This is a genomic window from Mycolicibacterium palauense (assembly GCF_002592005.1).
GTDB classification, from domain to species: Bacteria; Actinomycetota; Actinomycetes; order Mycobacteriales; family Mycobacteriaceae; genus Mycobacterium; species Mycobacterium palauense.
In genome coordinates this window covers 142,005-156,646 of the sequence record NZ_NVQF01000002.1, presented here as the reverse complement: position 1 = coordinate 156,646, position 14,642 = coordinate 142,005, and the positions used below count along the sequence as shown (strand labels likewise).

The 14,642-nt window shown below is 70.7% G+C and carries 14 protein-coding genes; 6 read left to right on the top strand and 8 right to left on the bottom strand.

Annotated features, from left to right (window positions below):
* The first annotated feature begins 43 nt into the window (after positions 1-43).
* Positions 44-1,759: a bifunctional ribonuclease/(p)ppGpp synthase gene (gene relZ, locus CSR00_RS01640; protein ID WP_099020646.1), complete on the top strand. Its 1,716-nt coding sequence runs from the start codon at positions 44-46 to the stop codon at positions 1,757-1,759.
* 26 nt (positions 1,760-1,785) lie between these two features.
* Here the strand turns inward: relZ and CSR00_RS01635 are convergent, their stop codons facing one another.
* Positions 1,786-2,754: an SDR family NAD(P)-dependent oxidoreductase gene (locus CSR00_RS01635; RefSeq protein ID WP_328514681.1), complete on the bottom strand. Its 969-nt coding sequence runs from the start codon at positions 2,752-2,754 to the stop codon at positions 1,786-1,788.
* Between the two features lie 30 nt (positions 2,755-2,784).
* A complete protein-coding gene (locus tag CSR00_RS01630) occupies positions 2,785-3,402 on the bottom strand; it encodes a TetR/AcrR family transcriptional regulator (protein ID WP_099020644.1) in 618 nt (205 codons plus the stop codon).
* Positions 3,403-3,525: 123 nt separating this feature from the next.
* Here CSR00_RS01630 and CSR00_RS01625 point away from each other — a divergent pair, with 123 nt between their 5' ends.
* Positions 3,526-4,425 (top strand): alpha/beta hydrolase, encoded by a 900-nt coding sequence (locus CSR00_RS01625; RefSeq protein WP_099020643.1) that lies wholly within the window; start codon positions 3,526-3,528, stop codon positions 4,423-4,425.
* A gap of 101 nt (positions 4,426-4,526) precedes the next feature.
* Positions 4,527-5,825, top strand: a complete 1,299-nt coding sequence (locus CSR00_RS01620; RefSeq protein WP_099020642.1) for an amidohydrolase family protein — start codon at positions 4,527-4,529, stop codon at positions 5,823-5,825.
* 21 nt (positions 5,826-5,846) lie between these two features.
* Here CSR00_RS01620 and CSR00_RS01615 read toward each other — a convergent pair whose 3' ends face one another.
* The 3 genes from CSR00_RS01615 to CSR00_RS01605 form a co-directional block, all read right to left on the bottom strand.
* Positions 5,847-7,082, bottom strand: coding sequence for a cytochrome P450 (locus CSR00_RS01615; protein ID WP_099020641.1), 1,236 nt, complete (start codon positions 7,080-7,082; stop codon positions 5,847-5,849).
* A 73-nt stretch (positions 7,083-7,155) separates the two neighbouring features.
* Positions 7,156-8,031 (bottom strand): SDR family oxidoreductase, encoded by an 876-nt coding sequence (locus CSR00_RS01610; protein WP_099020640.1) that lies wholly within the window; start codon positions 8,029-8,031, stop codon positions 7,156-7,158.
* A gap of 53 nt (positions 8,032-8,084) precedes the next feature.
* A complete protein-coding gene (locus CSR00_RS01605; protein ID WP_099020639.1) occupies positions 8,085-9,110 on the bottom strand; it encodes an LLM class F420-dependent oxidoreductase in 1,026 nt (341 codons plus the stop codon).
* Positions 9,111-9,212: 102 nt separating this feature from the next.
* Between CSR00_RS01605 and CSR00_RS01600 the strand changes: the two genes are divergently transcribed.
* From CSR00_RS01600 to CSR00_RS01590, 3 genes are read left to right on the top strand one after another with little or no spacing between them, the layout of a single operon-like run.
* The gene (locus tag CSR00_RS01600; RefSeq protein WP_099020638.1) at positions 9,213-10,727 is read left to right on the top strand and encodes an acyl-CoA carboxylase subunit beta; all 1,515 of its coding nucleotides are present in this window, start codon (positions 9,213-9,215) and stop codon (positions 10,725-10,727) included.
* 51 nt (positions 10,728-10,778) lie between these two features.
* The gene (locus CSR00_RS01595; RefSeq protein ID WP_099020637.1) at positions 10,779-11,183 is read left to right on the top strand and encodes a lipocalin-like domain-containing protein; all 405 of its coding nucleotides are present in this window, start codon (positions 10,779-10,781) and stop codon (positions 11,181-11,183) included.
* Between the two features lie 7 nt (positions 11,184-11,190).
* Complete coding sequence (locus CSR00_RS01590) at positions 11,191-12,045, top strand: hypothetical protein (protein WP_099020636.1); 855 nt, start codon at positions 11,191-11,193, stop codon at positions 12,043-12,045.
* Positions 12,046-12,055: 10 nt separating this feature from the next.
* Here the strand turns inward: CSR00_RS01590 and CSR00_RS01585 are convergent, their stop codons facing one another.
* Genes CSR00_RS01585 through CSR00_RS01575 form a run of 3 tightly spaced genes read right to left on the bottom strand, consistent with a single transcriptional unit; the run spans position 12,056 to position 14,573 of the window.
* Positions 12,056-13,126: a TIGR03857 family LLM class F420-dependent oxidoreductase gene (locus CSR00_RS01585; protein ID WP_176561855.1), complete on the bottom strand. Its 1,071-nt coding sequence runs from the start codon at positions 13,124-13,126 to the stop codon at positions 12,056-12,058.
* Entirely contained in the window at positions 13,123-13,497 is a 375-nt protein-coding gene (locus CSR00_RS01580; protein WP_099020634.1) for an ester cyclase, read from the bottom strand. The genes CSR00_RS01585 and CSR00_RS01580 overlap by 4 nt, the downstream gene beginning before the upstream one ends.
* The gene (locus CSR00_RS01575; protein ID WP_176561854.1) at positions 13,494-14,573 is read right to left on the bottom strand and encodes a phosphotransferase; all 1,080 of its coding nucleotides are present in this window, start codon (positions 14,571-14,573) and stop codon (positions 13,494-13,496) included. Before CSR00_RS01575 ends, CSR00_RS01580 begins: the two co-directional genes overlap by 4 nt.
* Positions 14,574-14,642 lie beyond the last annotated feature (69 nt).

Sequence of the window (14,642 nt, the reverse complement as noted above, 5' to 3'; positions counted from 1 at the left end):
GGTGAGGACACCTGGAGCCGGTGTGTGCGCCAGAGTTGAGGCCATGTTCTTCGTCGGTGTGGACCTGGCCTGGGGGCAGCGTCGGCCCAGCGGTGTCGCCGCGGTCGACGCCGAGTCGGGCCGGCTGGTGCACGTCGGGGCCGCCGGAGACGACGACAGCATCCGGGCCGCCCTGCGCCCGTACACCGCCGAGGGGTGCCTGGTCGCCATCGACGCGCCGCTGATCGTCACCAACCCGACCGGGCAGCGGCCGGCCGAACGCGCACTCAACGCCGACTTCGGCCGGTTCCAGGCCGGGGCGCACCCGGCCAACACCGGCAAGCCCGAATTCGCCGGCACCCCACGGGCGGCGGTGCTGGCCGACGCGCTGGACCTCGACATGGATCCCGGGTCGACCGCGGCCCGCCGGGCGATCGAGGTCTACCCGCACCCGGCGACCATCGCGCTGTTCCGGCTGGGCCGCACCCTGAAATACAAGGCGAAGCCGGGACGCAGCGTCGCCCAGCTGCGTTCGGAGCTGCTGCGGCTGATGGACCTCATCGAGGGCCTGGCCACGGCGACGCCAGCGCTGCGCGTCGACGACAATCCCGACTGGCAGCGGCTGCGGGCCGGCGTGGAACGCGCCGACCGCAAGAGTGAGCTGCGCCGCGCCGAGGATCCCGTCGACGCGGTGATCTGCGCCTACGTCGCGATGTACGCCGCCGCCCGGCCCGAGGATGTGACCGTCTACGGGGACTTCCAGACCGGCTACATCGTGACCCCGACGCTGCCGGCCGATCTTCACCCGGCGCCCCCGGAGACGACGCCGGGGGCGGTGCAGGACGCCATCGCCACCTACACCGAACGCCGCCCGGCGCTCAAGCACAGCACCGAGCGCTACCTGGGCAGGGTGACCGCCCTGCTCGACGAGGCCGGCATCAACTACCTCAGTGTCACCGCGCGCACCAAGACGGTGGCGTCCTTCGCCGCCAAGGCCGAACGCATCGTCGACGGGCAGCGGCTCTACAGCGACCCCCTCTCGGAGATCACCGACCAGATCGGTCTGCGGGTGATCACCTACCTGCGCGACGACGTCGACGCGGTGGCCACCCTGCTCGGCGACGAGATGCAGTTGCTCGACGACCGGGACATGGGACTGGAGACGGCCAGCGCCGGCCGCTGGGGTTACGCCAGCCGGCATCTGCTGGTCGCCGTCGAGGGCGAGCAGCAACCGGCGTCGATTCAGGTGCGCACCATCCTGCAGCACGCCTGGGCGGAGTTCGAACACGAAATCCGGTACAAGGGTTCAATTCCCGAGGAGGACGCGCCGGACCTGGACCGGCGGTTCACGCTGGCCGCCGGTCTGCTGGAGCTGGCCGACCTGGAGTTCTCGGCGATCCGGGAACGGCTGCGGTCCTCGGCTCCGCCGGTGGACACCCGCAGCGAGGGGGAGCCCCGCATCCCGACCCCGGTGCTGGCCACGTATCTGGGCAACCGGTTCCCCGACGCCGGCTGGTCGCGCACCGACCGCTACGCGTGGATCTCCGGTCTGCTCGCCGATCTGGGGGTGCGTTCACTGGAGGAGCTGGACGCGGTGTTGGCCGGTGTCGACGCCGACGCCGTGAACGCCGCGATGGACTACCGCTTCCCGCCGGGGGCGGTGCGCCGCCTCGACGACGTACTGCTGATGGCGTTCGGGCGCCGCTACCTGGAGCTACCGGGCAACGCCCACCGAATCGGTCTGCTGCAGAACCGGCTCCAGCGCGGCTCCGGTGAATGAGCCGCATGAGCCGTGTGCGCCGGGCCTCAGCGCGGCCAGGGGTCGGGTGTGCCGGTCAGCTCCGTGACCTGCGCCAGGAACCGTGCCACCCGCTGCGGGTCCGTGCCGCGCTGCCAGCCGAAGGTCGTCGGGCGCTGGGCCCGGTCATGCCAGAAATGGCCCGGCCGAGACGGCGGGCGGGTGGCCACCAGCCAGACCGCGGTGTCCGCGCCGTCGGCGGCGTCGCGCAACAGCGGTCCGGTGACCCGGTCGAACAGGGGCAGGTACTCGGTGACGCCGGGCGTCCGGACCCAGCCGGGATGCATGCTCTCCACCCGCACGTCGGTACCGGCCAGCCGGTCGGCCCACGCGTCGGCGAGCACCACCTGCATGCGTTTGGTCCGCGCGTAGGTCCGGATCCCGCTGTAGTCCTCCCGGGATTCCAGGTCGTCGTCGACGAGCGGTGCGGTGTACATCCCGCCCGAGGACATCCAGACCACCGAGGCCCCGCCGGCGGCCCGCAGCAGCGGCAGCAGCTCCTCGGTCATCAGATGGGGTCCCAGCACGTGGGCGGCCAGTTGGGTCTCGTGGCCCTGCGCCGTCTCGGCGCGTTCCGGCGGCATCGACCCGGCATTGTGCACCAGCCCGTGCAGTGCGGGAATCCGCGACCGCAGGTCGGCCGTCCACGCCCGCACCGCGTCCAGATCGGAGACGTCGCAGATCTCCTCGACGACCTGTGCGCCGGGCAGCGCGCCGCGGATCCTGCCGGCCGAGGCGGCGACCTTCTGCGGGTTACGTCCCAGTAGATGCACGGTGGCGCCGAGCTCGGCGAAGGACCGTGCCATCGCCTCCCCGATACCCGAGGTGGCCCCGGTGACCACCACCCGCTTGCCCGCCATCGACCCCCTCCGGGGCCCCTCGGGCCACCACCGGCGGCGCAGCCGCGAACCCACCTTGGTGTAGCCGAGGAAGACCGAGCGGTCCAGAGCGGCGTCGACGAGGGTGGCAACACTCACGCCCGGGTTCATTGCCGTCCCCGGGCGGGATCAAACCCGTGCGACGCGTTCGAACGGCGCGAGCACGTCGATCACGTCGATCAGGGTGGCGCGTGCGGTGGCCCGCACACGGTCGATGTCGTCGACCAGCGCGGCCATCACCGCCCCGTCGATGGTGCAGACCAGCGCCGCGAGCATGGCGGGCCGGACCGTGCGCCCGCATCGCACCACCGCCTCACCGACCGCCTCCGCGCGTTGTTGCAGGACCCCCCGCTGGATCTCGCGCAGCTCGGGCTGGCGCGCGCACGCGATGTAGCGCTCGTAGCGCGACACGAGCTGCTCGATGCCCACGGCGCCGGGGGCACCGTCGACGAGCAGGTCGACCAACAGGTCTGCGGTGGATTCGGCGCCGCGCCGGCGTCGTGACAGCCGGGCGACCCGGCCGCGCAGCTCGGCGACCTCGCGCAGTCCGGCGTATTCGACCGCGGCCGCGATCAGTTCGTCCAGCGACGAGAAGTAGTAGGTGGTCGACGCCAGCGGCAGGCCGGCCCGGCGCGCGACGGCCCGATGCCGGACCGCCTCGAATCCGCCTTCGCACAGCAAGTCGGCGGCGGCGCTGACCAATGCGCACCGTCGCCGTTCTCCCTTCGGAGTGACTGCTGCCGTCACGATTAGTCATGCTGCCAGTCACCCCGGTCACGCTGGGCGTTTTCCGTCAAACCCGGTCCGGACCCTGGCCGCCGGGCGAGGAGCCGGCAGACCCCGGGAGGAAACCGGTGGCAAGATGACGGCATGCCCGAGCTGAGCCGACGGACCCTGCTGCGCCTGGGTGCCGGGGCGGCGGCGGGCGCCGCCGGCGCCTCGGTTCTGGGCGGGATGCTCGACGCGGGCACCCCGGCCGGCAAACCGTCGGTCGCGATGACGGGCCTCGGCGCGCCGCTGGGCCCGCCCGCACCGCTGGAGCCCGCGGCGGCCGCACCGGCCCCGACGATGGTCACCGGTTCGTTCGTCTCGGCGGCCCGCGGGGGCGTGAACACCAACTGGGCCATCGCCCGCCCGCCCGGGCAGACGGCGCCGCTGCGACCGGTGATCGCGCTGCACGGCAAGGGCAGCGACGCGGCCACCGTGATGGCCGGCGGCGTCGAGCAGGGCCTGGCGCAGGCCGTCGCGGCCGGGCTGCCCCCGTTCGCCGTGGTGGCCGTCGACGGCGGCGGCAGCTACTGGCACCAGCGCAGCTCCGGCGAGGACTCGGGCGCGATGGTGCTCGACGAGCTGATCCCGATGCTGGGCTCGCAGGGTCTGGACACCTCCCGGGTGGCGTTCCTGGGCTGGTCGATGGGTGGTTACGGCGCCCTGCTGCTCGGCGCGCGACTGGGTCCGGCGCGTACCGCCGCGATCTGCGCGGTCAGCCCCGCACTGTGGTTGTCCTCGGGCGCGACGGCGCCGGGGGCCTTCGACGGGCCCGGCGACTTCGACGCGAACAGCGTCTTCGGGCTGCCCGCGCTGGCGCAGATCCCGATCCGGATCGACTGTGGAACCTCGGACCCGTTCTACGCGGCGACCCGGGAGTTCGTCGCCCAGCTGCCCACCCCGCCGGCCGGCGGGTTCTCCCCGGGCGGGCACAACGCGTCGTTCTGGAGCGCGCAGCTGCCCGGCGAGCTCGAGTGGCTCGCCCCGCTGCTGACGGCCTGACACCTTCGGCTCGATCTGTAAACCTCGACCAGGCTTCGCGTGGTCGGCGATGTCGCTATTGTGGTGGCATACCGTTGCGCTATCGGGAGAGGATCCTCGCCGTGAACAAAGACGACATGATTTTGATCAGCGTGGATGATCACATCATCGAGCCGCCGGACATGTTCGCCAATCATCTGCCGGAGCGTTACCGCAACGAGGCGCCGCGGCTGGTGCACAACGCCGACGGCAGTGACACCTGGCAGTTCCGCGACGTGGTGATCCCCAACGTGGCGCTCAACGCGGTGGCCGGCCGGCCCAAGGAGGAGTACGGCCTGGAACCCCAGGGCCTCGACGAGATCCGCAAGGGCTGCTACGACCCGGCCGAGCGGGTCAAGGACATGTCCGCCGGCGGGGTGCTGGCGACGCTGAACTTCCCGTCGTTTCCCGGGTTCGCGGCGCGGCTGTTCGCCACCGAGGACTCCGAGTTCTCCCTGGCCCTGGTGCAGGCCTACAACGACTGGCACATCGACGAGTGGTGCGCCAGCGCGCCGGGGCGGTTCATCCCGATGGCGCTGCCGGTGATCTGGGACCCTCAGCTGTGTGCCGAGGAGGTGCGCCGGGTCGCCGACAAGGGCGTGCACGCACTGACCTTCACCGAGAACCCCGCCGCCATGGGTTACCCCAGCTTTCACGACCTGGACTTCTGGCGACCGATGTGGCAGGCGCTGGTGGACACCGAGACGGTGATGAACGTGCACATCGGCTCGTCGGGCAAGCTGGCCATCACGGCCCCGGACGCGCCGATGGACGTGATGATCACCCTGCAGCCGATGAACATCGTCCAGGCCGCCGCCGACCTGCTGTGGTCGGCGCCCATCAAGGCCTATCCCGATCTCAAGATCGCCCTGAGCGAGGGCGGCACGGGCTGGATCCCGTACTTCCTGGACCGGGTGGACCGCACCTATGAGATGCACTCGACGTGGACGCATCAGAATTTCGGCGGCAGGCTGCCCTCGGAGGTGTTCCGGGAGCACTTCATGACCTGTTTCATCTCCGATCCGGTCGGGGTCAAGAACCGCCACCTGATCGGCATCGACAACATCTGCTGGGAGATGGACTACCCGCACAGTGACTCGATGTGGCCGGGGGCGCCCGAGGAACTGTGGGCGGTGTTCGACACCTACGGGGTTCCCGACGACGAGATCAACAAGATCACCCACGAGAACGCCATGCGCTGGTATCAGTTCGACCCGTTCAAGGACGTCCCGAGGGAGCAGGCCACCGTCGGCGCCCTGCGCGGCAGCGTCACCGGCCACGATGTGTCGATCCGGGCCCTGTCCGCCCACAAGGAGCGGGCGGGCTCGGACTACACCGACTTCAAGGCCCGCCTGGACGACGCCACGGCGATGCAGCGCTGACCCGGCGGGTCCGGTGCCGGCTCAGCCGAGCCGGTACCGGATCGGCAGGTGTTTGAGACCGCCGACGAAGGTGGTCGCCATGTGCTGGGGCGCTCCGGCCGGCTGCACGGACTCCAGCCGGGGCAGCAGCTCGCTGAAGAAGCTGTTGACCTCCAGGCGCGCCAGGGCCGCCCCCAGGCAGAAGTGCACGCCGTAGCCGAAGGAGATGTGCCGGTTGGGATCCCGGCCGACGTCGAAGGTGAACGGGTCGTCGAACACCTCTTCGTCCCGGTTGCCCGACACGTAGGACAGCAGCACCGAGTCACCGGCGGGGATGCGAACCCCCCGAATCTCGTAGTCCCGCTGGGCGGTACGCATGAACTCCTTGACCGGGGTGCTCCACCGGATCATCTCCTCCACCGCCAGCGGCATCAGGCTCATGTCGGCCCGCAGCCGGGTCAGCTGGTCGGGGTGCTCCACCAGGGCGTGCATCCCCCCGGAGATACTGGCGCTGGTGGTGTCGTGGCCCGCGGCGGCGATGATCGCGTAGTAGGACACCGTGTCGATGTCGGACAGCGGCTCGCCGTTGATCCGGGCGTTGGCGATGGTCGACGCCAGATCGTCGGTCGGATGTTCGCGCCGTGACGCCGTCAGCGCGGTGAAGTACTGGAACATCTCCACCAGGGCCGTCATCTGTTCGGCGGCGTCGGCGCCCCGCTTGAACTCGTCGTCGTCGCTGCCGAACAGCTCCTGGGTCAGCTTGAGCATCAGCGCGAAGTCCGATTCCGGGACGCCCAGCAGGGTCATGATCATGTAGAGCGGATAGTTGACCGCCACCTGCTGGACGAAGTCGCACTCGGGCCCCTCGGCGGCCATCTTGTCGACGAAGATCCTGGCCAGCTCGTCGGCGCGGTCCTTCAGGGCGCGCATCGCCTTGGGGCGGAACCAGTCCGCGCCGATGGCACGCAGGTCGCGATGCTCGGGATCGTCGGTGTGGATCAGTGTGCGGATCCCCACGCCGGCCTGCGCCTCGTCGCCCGCCTTGGTCACCAGCACCGGCCTCGGCGAGTTGGTGAACACGTCGTTGGCCCGCTCGATCTCCATGATGTCGGCGTGCCTGGTGATCGCCCAGAACGGGGCGTAGTTCGGCACGTCGACGTAGGACACGGGCGCGGTGGCCCGCAGGTGGGCCAGCCCCTCGTGGAGTCGGGCCTCGTCGGTGTAGGCCTGCGGATCGGCCAGCATCGCGGCCGCCGAATCGATCGCCGGATTGCCCATGTACAGCTCCCCCTGAGGTCCGCGCCGGGTCGCCGGCGTCGTGGGTGTGGCCAACTGTATCAGTTGCGGTAAGTCACTCAGTAAGGGTCGGCGGCGCGGGCGCGGCCACCACACCGGTGGCCGACTCGGCGCGCTGGTGATAGGCGTGGCGCGCCGCGGTGTCGAAGTCCAGGAACAGCCGGTCCGAACCCATCCGGCGGTGCAGCCACCGACGCGCACGGGGCCCGAGCATCGAGAGGACCGGGGAGACGAAACGCATCGGGTAGGGCACGGCCACATGGGTTCTGGGCCGGTCGAGCACCCCGACGACCGCGCCGGCGATCACCTCCGGGGCCACCGGTCTGCTGGCCCCGGTGCTCTTCGTCCCGGCGATCAGCTCGGTCGCGGTGAAGGGTGGCATCACCACGCTGACCTCCACCCCGTGCGGGGAGAACTCGTCGGCCATGGCGGTGGACAGCCCCACGACGGCGAACTTCGTTCCCGCATAGACCACCTGACCCGGAACCGGCACCACGCCGGCCAGCGAGGCGATGTTGACGATGTGCCCGCCACGGCGGGCCACCATCTCGGGCAGCACCAGGCGCGACCCGGTCAGCACCCCGCACACGTTGACCTCGATCGCGGTGCGCACGGCCTGCTCGGACTGCTCCAGAAAGTGCCCGACGGGCATGACGCCGGCGTTGTTGACCAGTACGTCGATCCGCCCGCCACCGTCGGTGCGGGCCCGGGCGACGAACTCCGCGAACGACGCCGGATCGGTGACGTCGAGCGGATGACCCGACACCGGCCCCGCGCCGGCCAGTGATTCGACCGCGGCCTCCAGCCGCGGCACGTCCCGGTCGCCGATGACCACGCGGGCGCCGCGGGCCAGCAGCGCCCCGGCGGTGGCATATCCGATCCCCCGGGCGGCCCCGGTGATGACGACGGTCCTGCCGGCGATCCTGTCCACTGCTCTCCCTTCGGAATCCCCCGAACGCCCACCCGGCCGTCCCGGCAGCCCGCTCAACACGCGGCTCGCACCTCGGCGAGCACCGCCTCGACCACCGGCTCCGGAGTGCCGGGCGCGAACCCGGGCAGCACCCGGTCGATCACCCCGGCACAGCGCTGCCGCAGTGCGGCGCCCGCCCGCTCGACCGGAGCCACCACCGCGAAGGCCGCGAGGATCTCGTCGTCGATCAGGTCGGCCATCGCATCCCAGCGTCCCTGCAGCGACAGGGCGCGCAACTCGGGCTGCAACGCCTCCCAGCCGTGCAGTTCGAGCACCCCCCGGTAGGCCGGGGTCGAGGCGTAGAACGCGATCTGCTTGCGGAACGCCGCTGCGGCGGTGGCCATCTCACCCTCGTCGCGACCGGTCACCACGAAGACCGGACTGGACACCTCGAACTCGGCGCGGCGACGTCCGCTGCTCGCCATCCCGCGCAGCAGCGCCGGGACGGTCACCTGGTCGAGATAACGCCGGGTGGTGAAGGCGTGGACGAGCAGGCCGTCGGCACGCGCTCCGCACATCTCGGTCATCGCGGCGCCGACCGCGGCGAGGAACACCTTCGGCGGTGGGCAGCCGGTCGGCTCCGGGGTGAACATCGGGGTCATCAACGTGTGCGTGTAGAACTCGCCCCGGAAGTCGAGGCGGTCGCCGGTCTGCCAGCAGGACCAGATCTGTCTCAGCGCGGCAACGAATTCCGCCATCCGACCCACCGGGTGACTCCACGGCATACCGAATCTGTTCTCGATGTGGGCGCGAACCTGCGTGCCGAGTCCGAGGATGAATCGGCCACCGGAATACGACTGCAGATCCCAGCCGAGCTGGGCGACCGTCATGGGGTTTCGCGCGAAGGCCACCGCGATGCTGGTTCCCACCTCGATGGTGGCGGTGTGCTCGGCGGCCAGCAGCAGCGGCAGGAAGGGGTCGTGGTTGATCTCGCCGGTCCAGCACCCGTCATAACCCGCGGCCTCGTGGGAACGCGCGGTCTCGGGGACCCGGTCGAGACGGCTGGGGATCCCGCGGTCGATCTTCAGGCTCCCGACCATGCCGGGGACGCTACAGTAAGTCATTCGGTACGGTCAACGCCGCCTCGGGGACCGCGCCGGGCCGACGCTAGACTCGGCGCAGTCGATCCACCGAGGAGGCTCATGACCGAGGCCGAACGGGGCCCCGCCGGCCGGTCCGCCTGGGACGACACCCGCGCCGACCTCGAACGCCGGCGGCTTCGCGCGCGGGCGATGGGCGGCGCCGAGCGACTCGCGGCCCACCACGCCGGGGGCAAGCTGGACGCACGCACCAGGATCGGGGAACTGCTGGACGCCGGCACCTTCCGCGAGCTGGGCACCTTGACCGGCGGCGACGTGGCCGCCGACGGGATCGTCGCGGGGTCGGGTCTGATCGGCGGCAGACCCGTGATGGTCGGTGCCGAGGACTTCACCACAGTGGCGGGCACCATCGGCGCGGGCAGCAACGCCAAGCGCTACCGGCTCGCCGAACTGGCGATCCGCAACCGCATCCCGTTGGTGATGCTGCTCGAGGGGGCCGGGTTCCGGCCCGGTAAGCACGGCGGGCGCTCCCCCACCGACCTGATCGCGCAGGCGCGCTGCTCGGGACTGGTGCCGACACTCGCCGCGGTGCTCGGCCCGTCGGCCGGCCACGGCGCGCTGGTGGCACCGGTGTGCGACTTCCGGGTGATGACCAGGCGGGGCGCGATCTTCACCGCCGGCCCGCCGGTGGTCAAAGAGTCGACGGGCGAGGAGATCTCGAAGGAGGACCTGGGCGGCCCGGCCGTCGCGGTGCCCAGCGGGGTCGTGCACAACGTGGCGGCCGACGACGCGGCCGCCCTGGCCGAGATACGGCGCTACCTGTCCTACTTCCCCTCCAGCGCCTGGTCATATCCGGCACCGCGGGCGGACGGCCCGGCCACCCGAGCCCGCGCCACGCCCGAACTTCTCGAGATCGTCCCCCGCGACAACCGGCGCGTCTACGACATCCGCGCAGTGCTCGACGTCGTCTTCGACACCGCCGACTGGTTCGAGGTGCAGCCGCGCTTCGGCCGCGGGATCGTCTGCGCGCTGGCCCACCTCGGCGGCCATCCCGTGGCGGTCGTCGCCAATCAGCCGCGGGTGATGGCGGGTTCCATCGACGCCGACGCCGCCGACAAGGCCGCCCACTTCATCATGGTCGCCGACTCGTTCCATCTGCCGATCGTCTTCCTGGCCGACAACCCGGGCATGCTTCCGGGCAGCCGCTCCGAACGGGCGGGGGTGCTGCGCGCCGGCGCGCGGATGTTCGCCGCCCAGACCGCCGCCACCACCGTCAAACTGCATCTCACCCTGCGCAAGGCGTACGGATTCGGTTCCATGGTGATGTCGCTGCTCGGGTTCGACGGCCAGGTCGCCACCTTCGGCTATCCCGGTGCCACCATGGGGGCGATGAGCGCCGCGGCACTGACCCGGGCGGCACACACCGACGCCGACACCTCCGAGCAGCTCCGCGAGGCCGAACTACAGGCGTCGTTCAACTCGGCGGAGAGCCTGGGCTTCGATGAACTCATCGACCCGGCCGAGACCCGCGATGCGCTGCTCACCGCCCTGCTGCGCGGCCTCTACAGCCGCCAGGCCGCCGCCGCACCGGTCACCCGGACGGCGATCCTGCCATGAAGCCCACCCGGAGGTCACTGGTCAATGTCATCAATGTCATCAATGTCATCAATGTCATTGCTGCGTAACGCCATCCTCGGCGGCTGGCGGCTTTCGTCGTTCCACAGCCGGGACACGGCGACCGGCGAGGTCCGCCAACCGCTCGGGGCGCATCCCCGCGGTCTGATCCTCTACACCGACGACGGCTGGATGTCGGCTCAGCTGGCCCCGGACCCCGCCGGCGCCGAACTCGGCCACTACATCGCCTACGGGGGCCGCTTCCATCTCGACGAGGACGCCGCGGTGGTGCACCACCGGGTGGAAATGTCGACCATCCCGGAGCTGCTGGAAAGCCCGCAGCTGCGTGACGTCCGCGTCGAGGGCGACCGGCTGGTCCTGGCGGCGGACAGCATCTCCGACGGGGCGACCACACGCAGCACCCTGGTGTGGCGACGTGACCCGACCCGGGAGGGCTGAACGTCGCATGCCGCAGGATATCCGCAACCTCGCCGAGGATCCCGAGGCCTACGCCGCCGAGCTGCGGGCCCGCTGGGGTGGGCTGTTGAGCTACCGCTACATCGGCCGAACCTACGACTCGATGGACCTGGGTCCCACCGACGACACCGTCGCGGTCCGGCACGACATGCGCAACACCACCGGCGGGCTGCTGCTGGCGGTGCTGGGCATCGCCTCCCCCGAGGGCGGCGGGATGTCCGACCTCGAGGCCGTCCCCAACCCGGTGGTGCACTCGTGTCAGATTCTCGACCCCGGTCGCGACGTGACCCGGTTCGAGGTACGCGGGGAGACCCTCAAGCGCGGGAGGCAGATGGGCTACAGCCGCTCGGTGATCGTCGAGGCGGGGCGCCCACAGCGCGTCCTGGCCGTGACGGAGGGCCAGGGGATCAGCATCGGCACGCCACCGCGGGGGCTGCAGAAGATGCCGGTGGATCCGATCGAGGTGGTCGACTCACCCGATCTGCCGCCGCTGTGGCAGGTGTTCGGCGGTTCCCGCCGCGCGGACGGTGGCTGGGCCCTGCCCGAACTGGCGGCCGAGGTCGCCTCCCCGGACGCGGCCCTGCACATCGGGCCCCAGTTCGTCATCCTGGAGACGGCGGCACTGGACGCGGTGGCCGCCCGGACCGGCTCGGATCGCCTGCAGGGGGTGTCCTCACACGTGATGTTCATGGCCCGCGGCAAGGTGGGACCGTTCCGCACCGAGACCGATACCGTGGCGGTCGCCGACGGCGCGGCACTGGTGCGGGTGCGGCTGTTCGACGAGGGCAACGGCGACCGCGCCGTCACGGCGGGCTCCTACCAGTTCCGCACCGACCCCCGCTGAGGGGTCCGGTTCAGGCGCGGGCCCGGTACGCCGACACGATGGGTTCCAGTTCGTCGGGCGTGGCACCGTGCATGATGAGCGCATCGGCGCCGTAGTCGAATTCCTTGCGGATCCGGTCCACACACTGCCGGGCGCTCCCGGTGGCCGCGGGTTCCAGCCACTCGTCGGGGATCAGGGTGGCGATGTGCTCGATCTGATCGGCGGAGGCCTTGTGGTCGATGCCGCCCGGGATCGAGGTCACCACCGAGTCGGCCCGGAAACGCTCCAGCACAGCGGGATCCCAGCCGTTGGTGTTCACCAGCAGGTCTCCGTAGCCCTGCAGGTAGGTGGCCAGCCGGGCGACGGTCTTCTTCATCCGCAGCTCCTCGGGCAGATGGTCGCCGACGGTGGCGAAACACGACCACACCCGCACCGCTTCGGGATCGCGGCCGGCCTGCTCGGCGGCGTCCTTGACCGTCCGGACGCAGCGCTGCACCGTCTCCGGGGTGAAGTAGGTGTGCAGGATGACGTCGTCGAATGCCCGGCCGCCGAGTTTCAGGGTGTTGGGCCCGAACGCCACCAGGGCCAGCCGGATGTCCTCGTCGAAGTCGGGATCCAGGAACAGCACCGGGTACTTGCCGATGGGTCCGTCGTGGTTGAAGATCAGTTCGCCCCGCCACAGCCGCCGCATGACCTGCGCGAAATCCTCCATCTCCGCGGTCGTCACCGCCGGGATCCCGAAGGCCGAGTACATCGCCGCGACACCGCGCCCGATCCCGAGGGTGAACCGGCCGCCGGAGAGCCGGTGCATGGTGGTCGCCCAGGATCCGGTGATCAACGGGTGGCGGGTGTTGTGATTGGTGGCGGCGGTGGCGATCTGCATCCGCGTGGTGACCGCGCAAGCGGCGCCGGTCAGCGAGGACGCCTCCTTGACGTTCCACCGCTCCGAGATGAACGCCGTTCCGAAGCCGAGCTCCTCCCCACGGCGGGCCTCGTCCATCAGGGTGGCCGGCCCCGTTCCGCCCGCGCCGGCCAACAGGTAGTAGCCCAGCTCGTCCAGGGGCGCCGGCTGGGTCGCCGGCTGGGTCGTCGTATCGGTCACTGCCAGACTCCTTGCTTGTAGCCGCAATTCCAGACTTCGACGATCCGGCCGTCGACCACGCGGAAGATCTCCATGCTCGATATCGTCAACGTGTCGCCCTGCTTGGGCGTCATCGGCGACTCGTACACGATCGCCACATGCTCGCCGTCGGGTTCGGCGACCACGAGCTTGAGGTCGAAGCGGATCCGGTCGAAGAGTGCGCAGTTGTCCACCACCCGAGCGACGGCCTGCTCGTGGGTGAGCACCTGCACCTCTCCGACGTCGTGGCGAATGACGTTGTCGCCCAGTAGCTCATCGGCCAGGGCGAAGTCGCGTTCGTTCCATACCACCAGGTTGTAGAGTTCGACCACCTCACGTGCGGTGCGCGTCATCCGAAGACCTCCGGTGCGTCGATGTCGTCGATCGCGGCCACCGCGCGATCGGTCAGGGTCAGGCACAGCTCGCGGGACCGCCCGGGCAGCGCGTCCCACCCGTTGAGGATGATCACCGGCAGGTGGATCAGATACGCGACGGCGAAGCGGTAGTCCCGCCAGGCGGTGTCGAAGGGGTAGTCGGTGACCCCGCCCGCGGCCAGCAGGTCCACGTACTCGCCCACCAGCTCCTCGTCATGTCCGCGGCGGACCTCGGTCGGCAACCCCTGGCTGACCAGGTAGGCGATATCGGTGGCACCGGCGCCGCGGACGGCCATCTGGAAGTCGACGACCTTCAGGCGCCCACCCGAGAAGAACATGTTGTCGGCCCGAATGTCGCCGTGCAGCAATACCGGACGCTCCGAGAGCGCACGCAACGCCGTGGGCGCCAGCTCGGCGAACCGCTCGGCGAAGCCGGCCACCGAGGCGGGGACCGGGCCGTCGCGGTGCGCCAGGTAGACCTGCCAGCCCGGCGCGAATGCGGGCAGGAACAGCTCTCGGGCCACCGCAGAGTCGACACCGGGGAACTCCCCCGGCGCTGCGGTATCGGCGGCCCGGACCGACCAGGCGTGCAGGCCCGCCAGCTGGCCCAGACACGACCGGACCTGTCCCAGCGACAGCCCGGCGAGGTGGTCGGCGTTGTGCCAGTCCCGCAGATCCTCGAGCAGCAGCACGAAATCCTCTGTGCCGTCGGCGTCGAGCGCGGCCAGGCACCGCGCGGTGCCCAGCGGTGCGACACCGGCGACGTGACGGTAGAACGCCAGCTCCCTGCGGTAGCCGCCCAGCAGCTCCATCGCAGCCCGGGCCGCCGGTTCACCGGGCAGTTTCGCGATCACCGTCGCGGGGACACCGCCGGTTCCGGTGAGGTGCAACCGGTACAGCAGCGCCGAGAACCCGGTGTCCTCGGCGATCCGCTCGGCCGCGACCCCGGTGACCGTCGCGGCCGGCGCCGCCCCGCCGGCGCGCAGCGCCCGCGTCAGCCACGCCGGTGTCAGGTCGTCGATCCCGGACGGGATCGTCAGGCCGGCGGCGGTCATCGTCGACCTGCACCCAGGAAATTTGTCACTGAACAAATAAGCTAGTTCCCGGGTGGCTAACATGCAAGG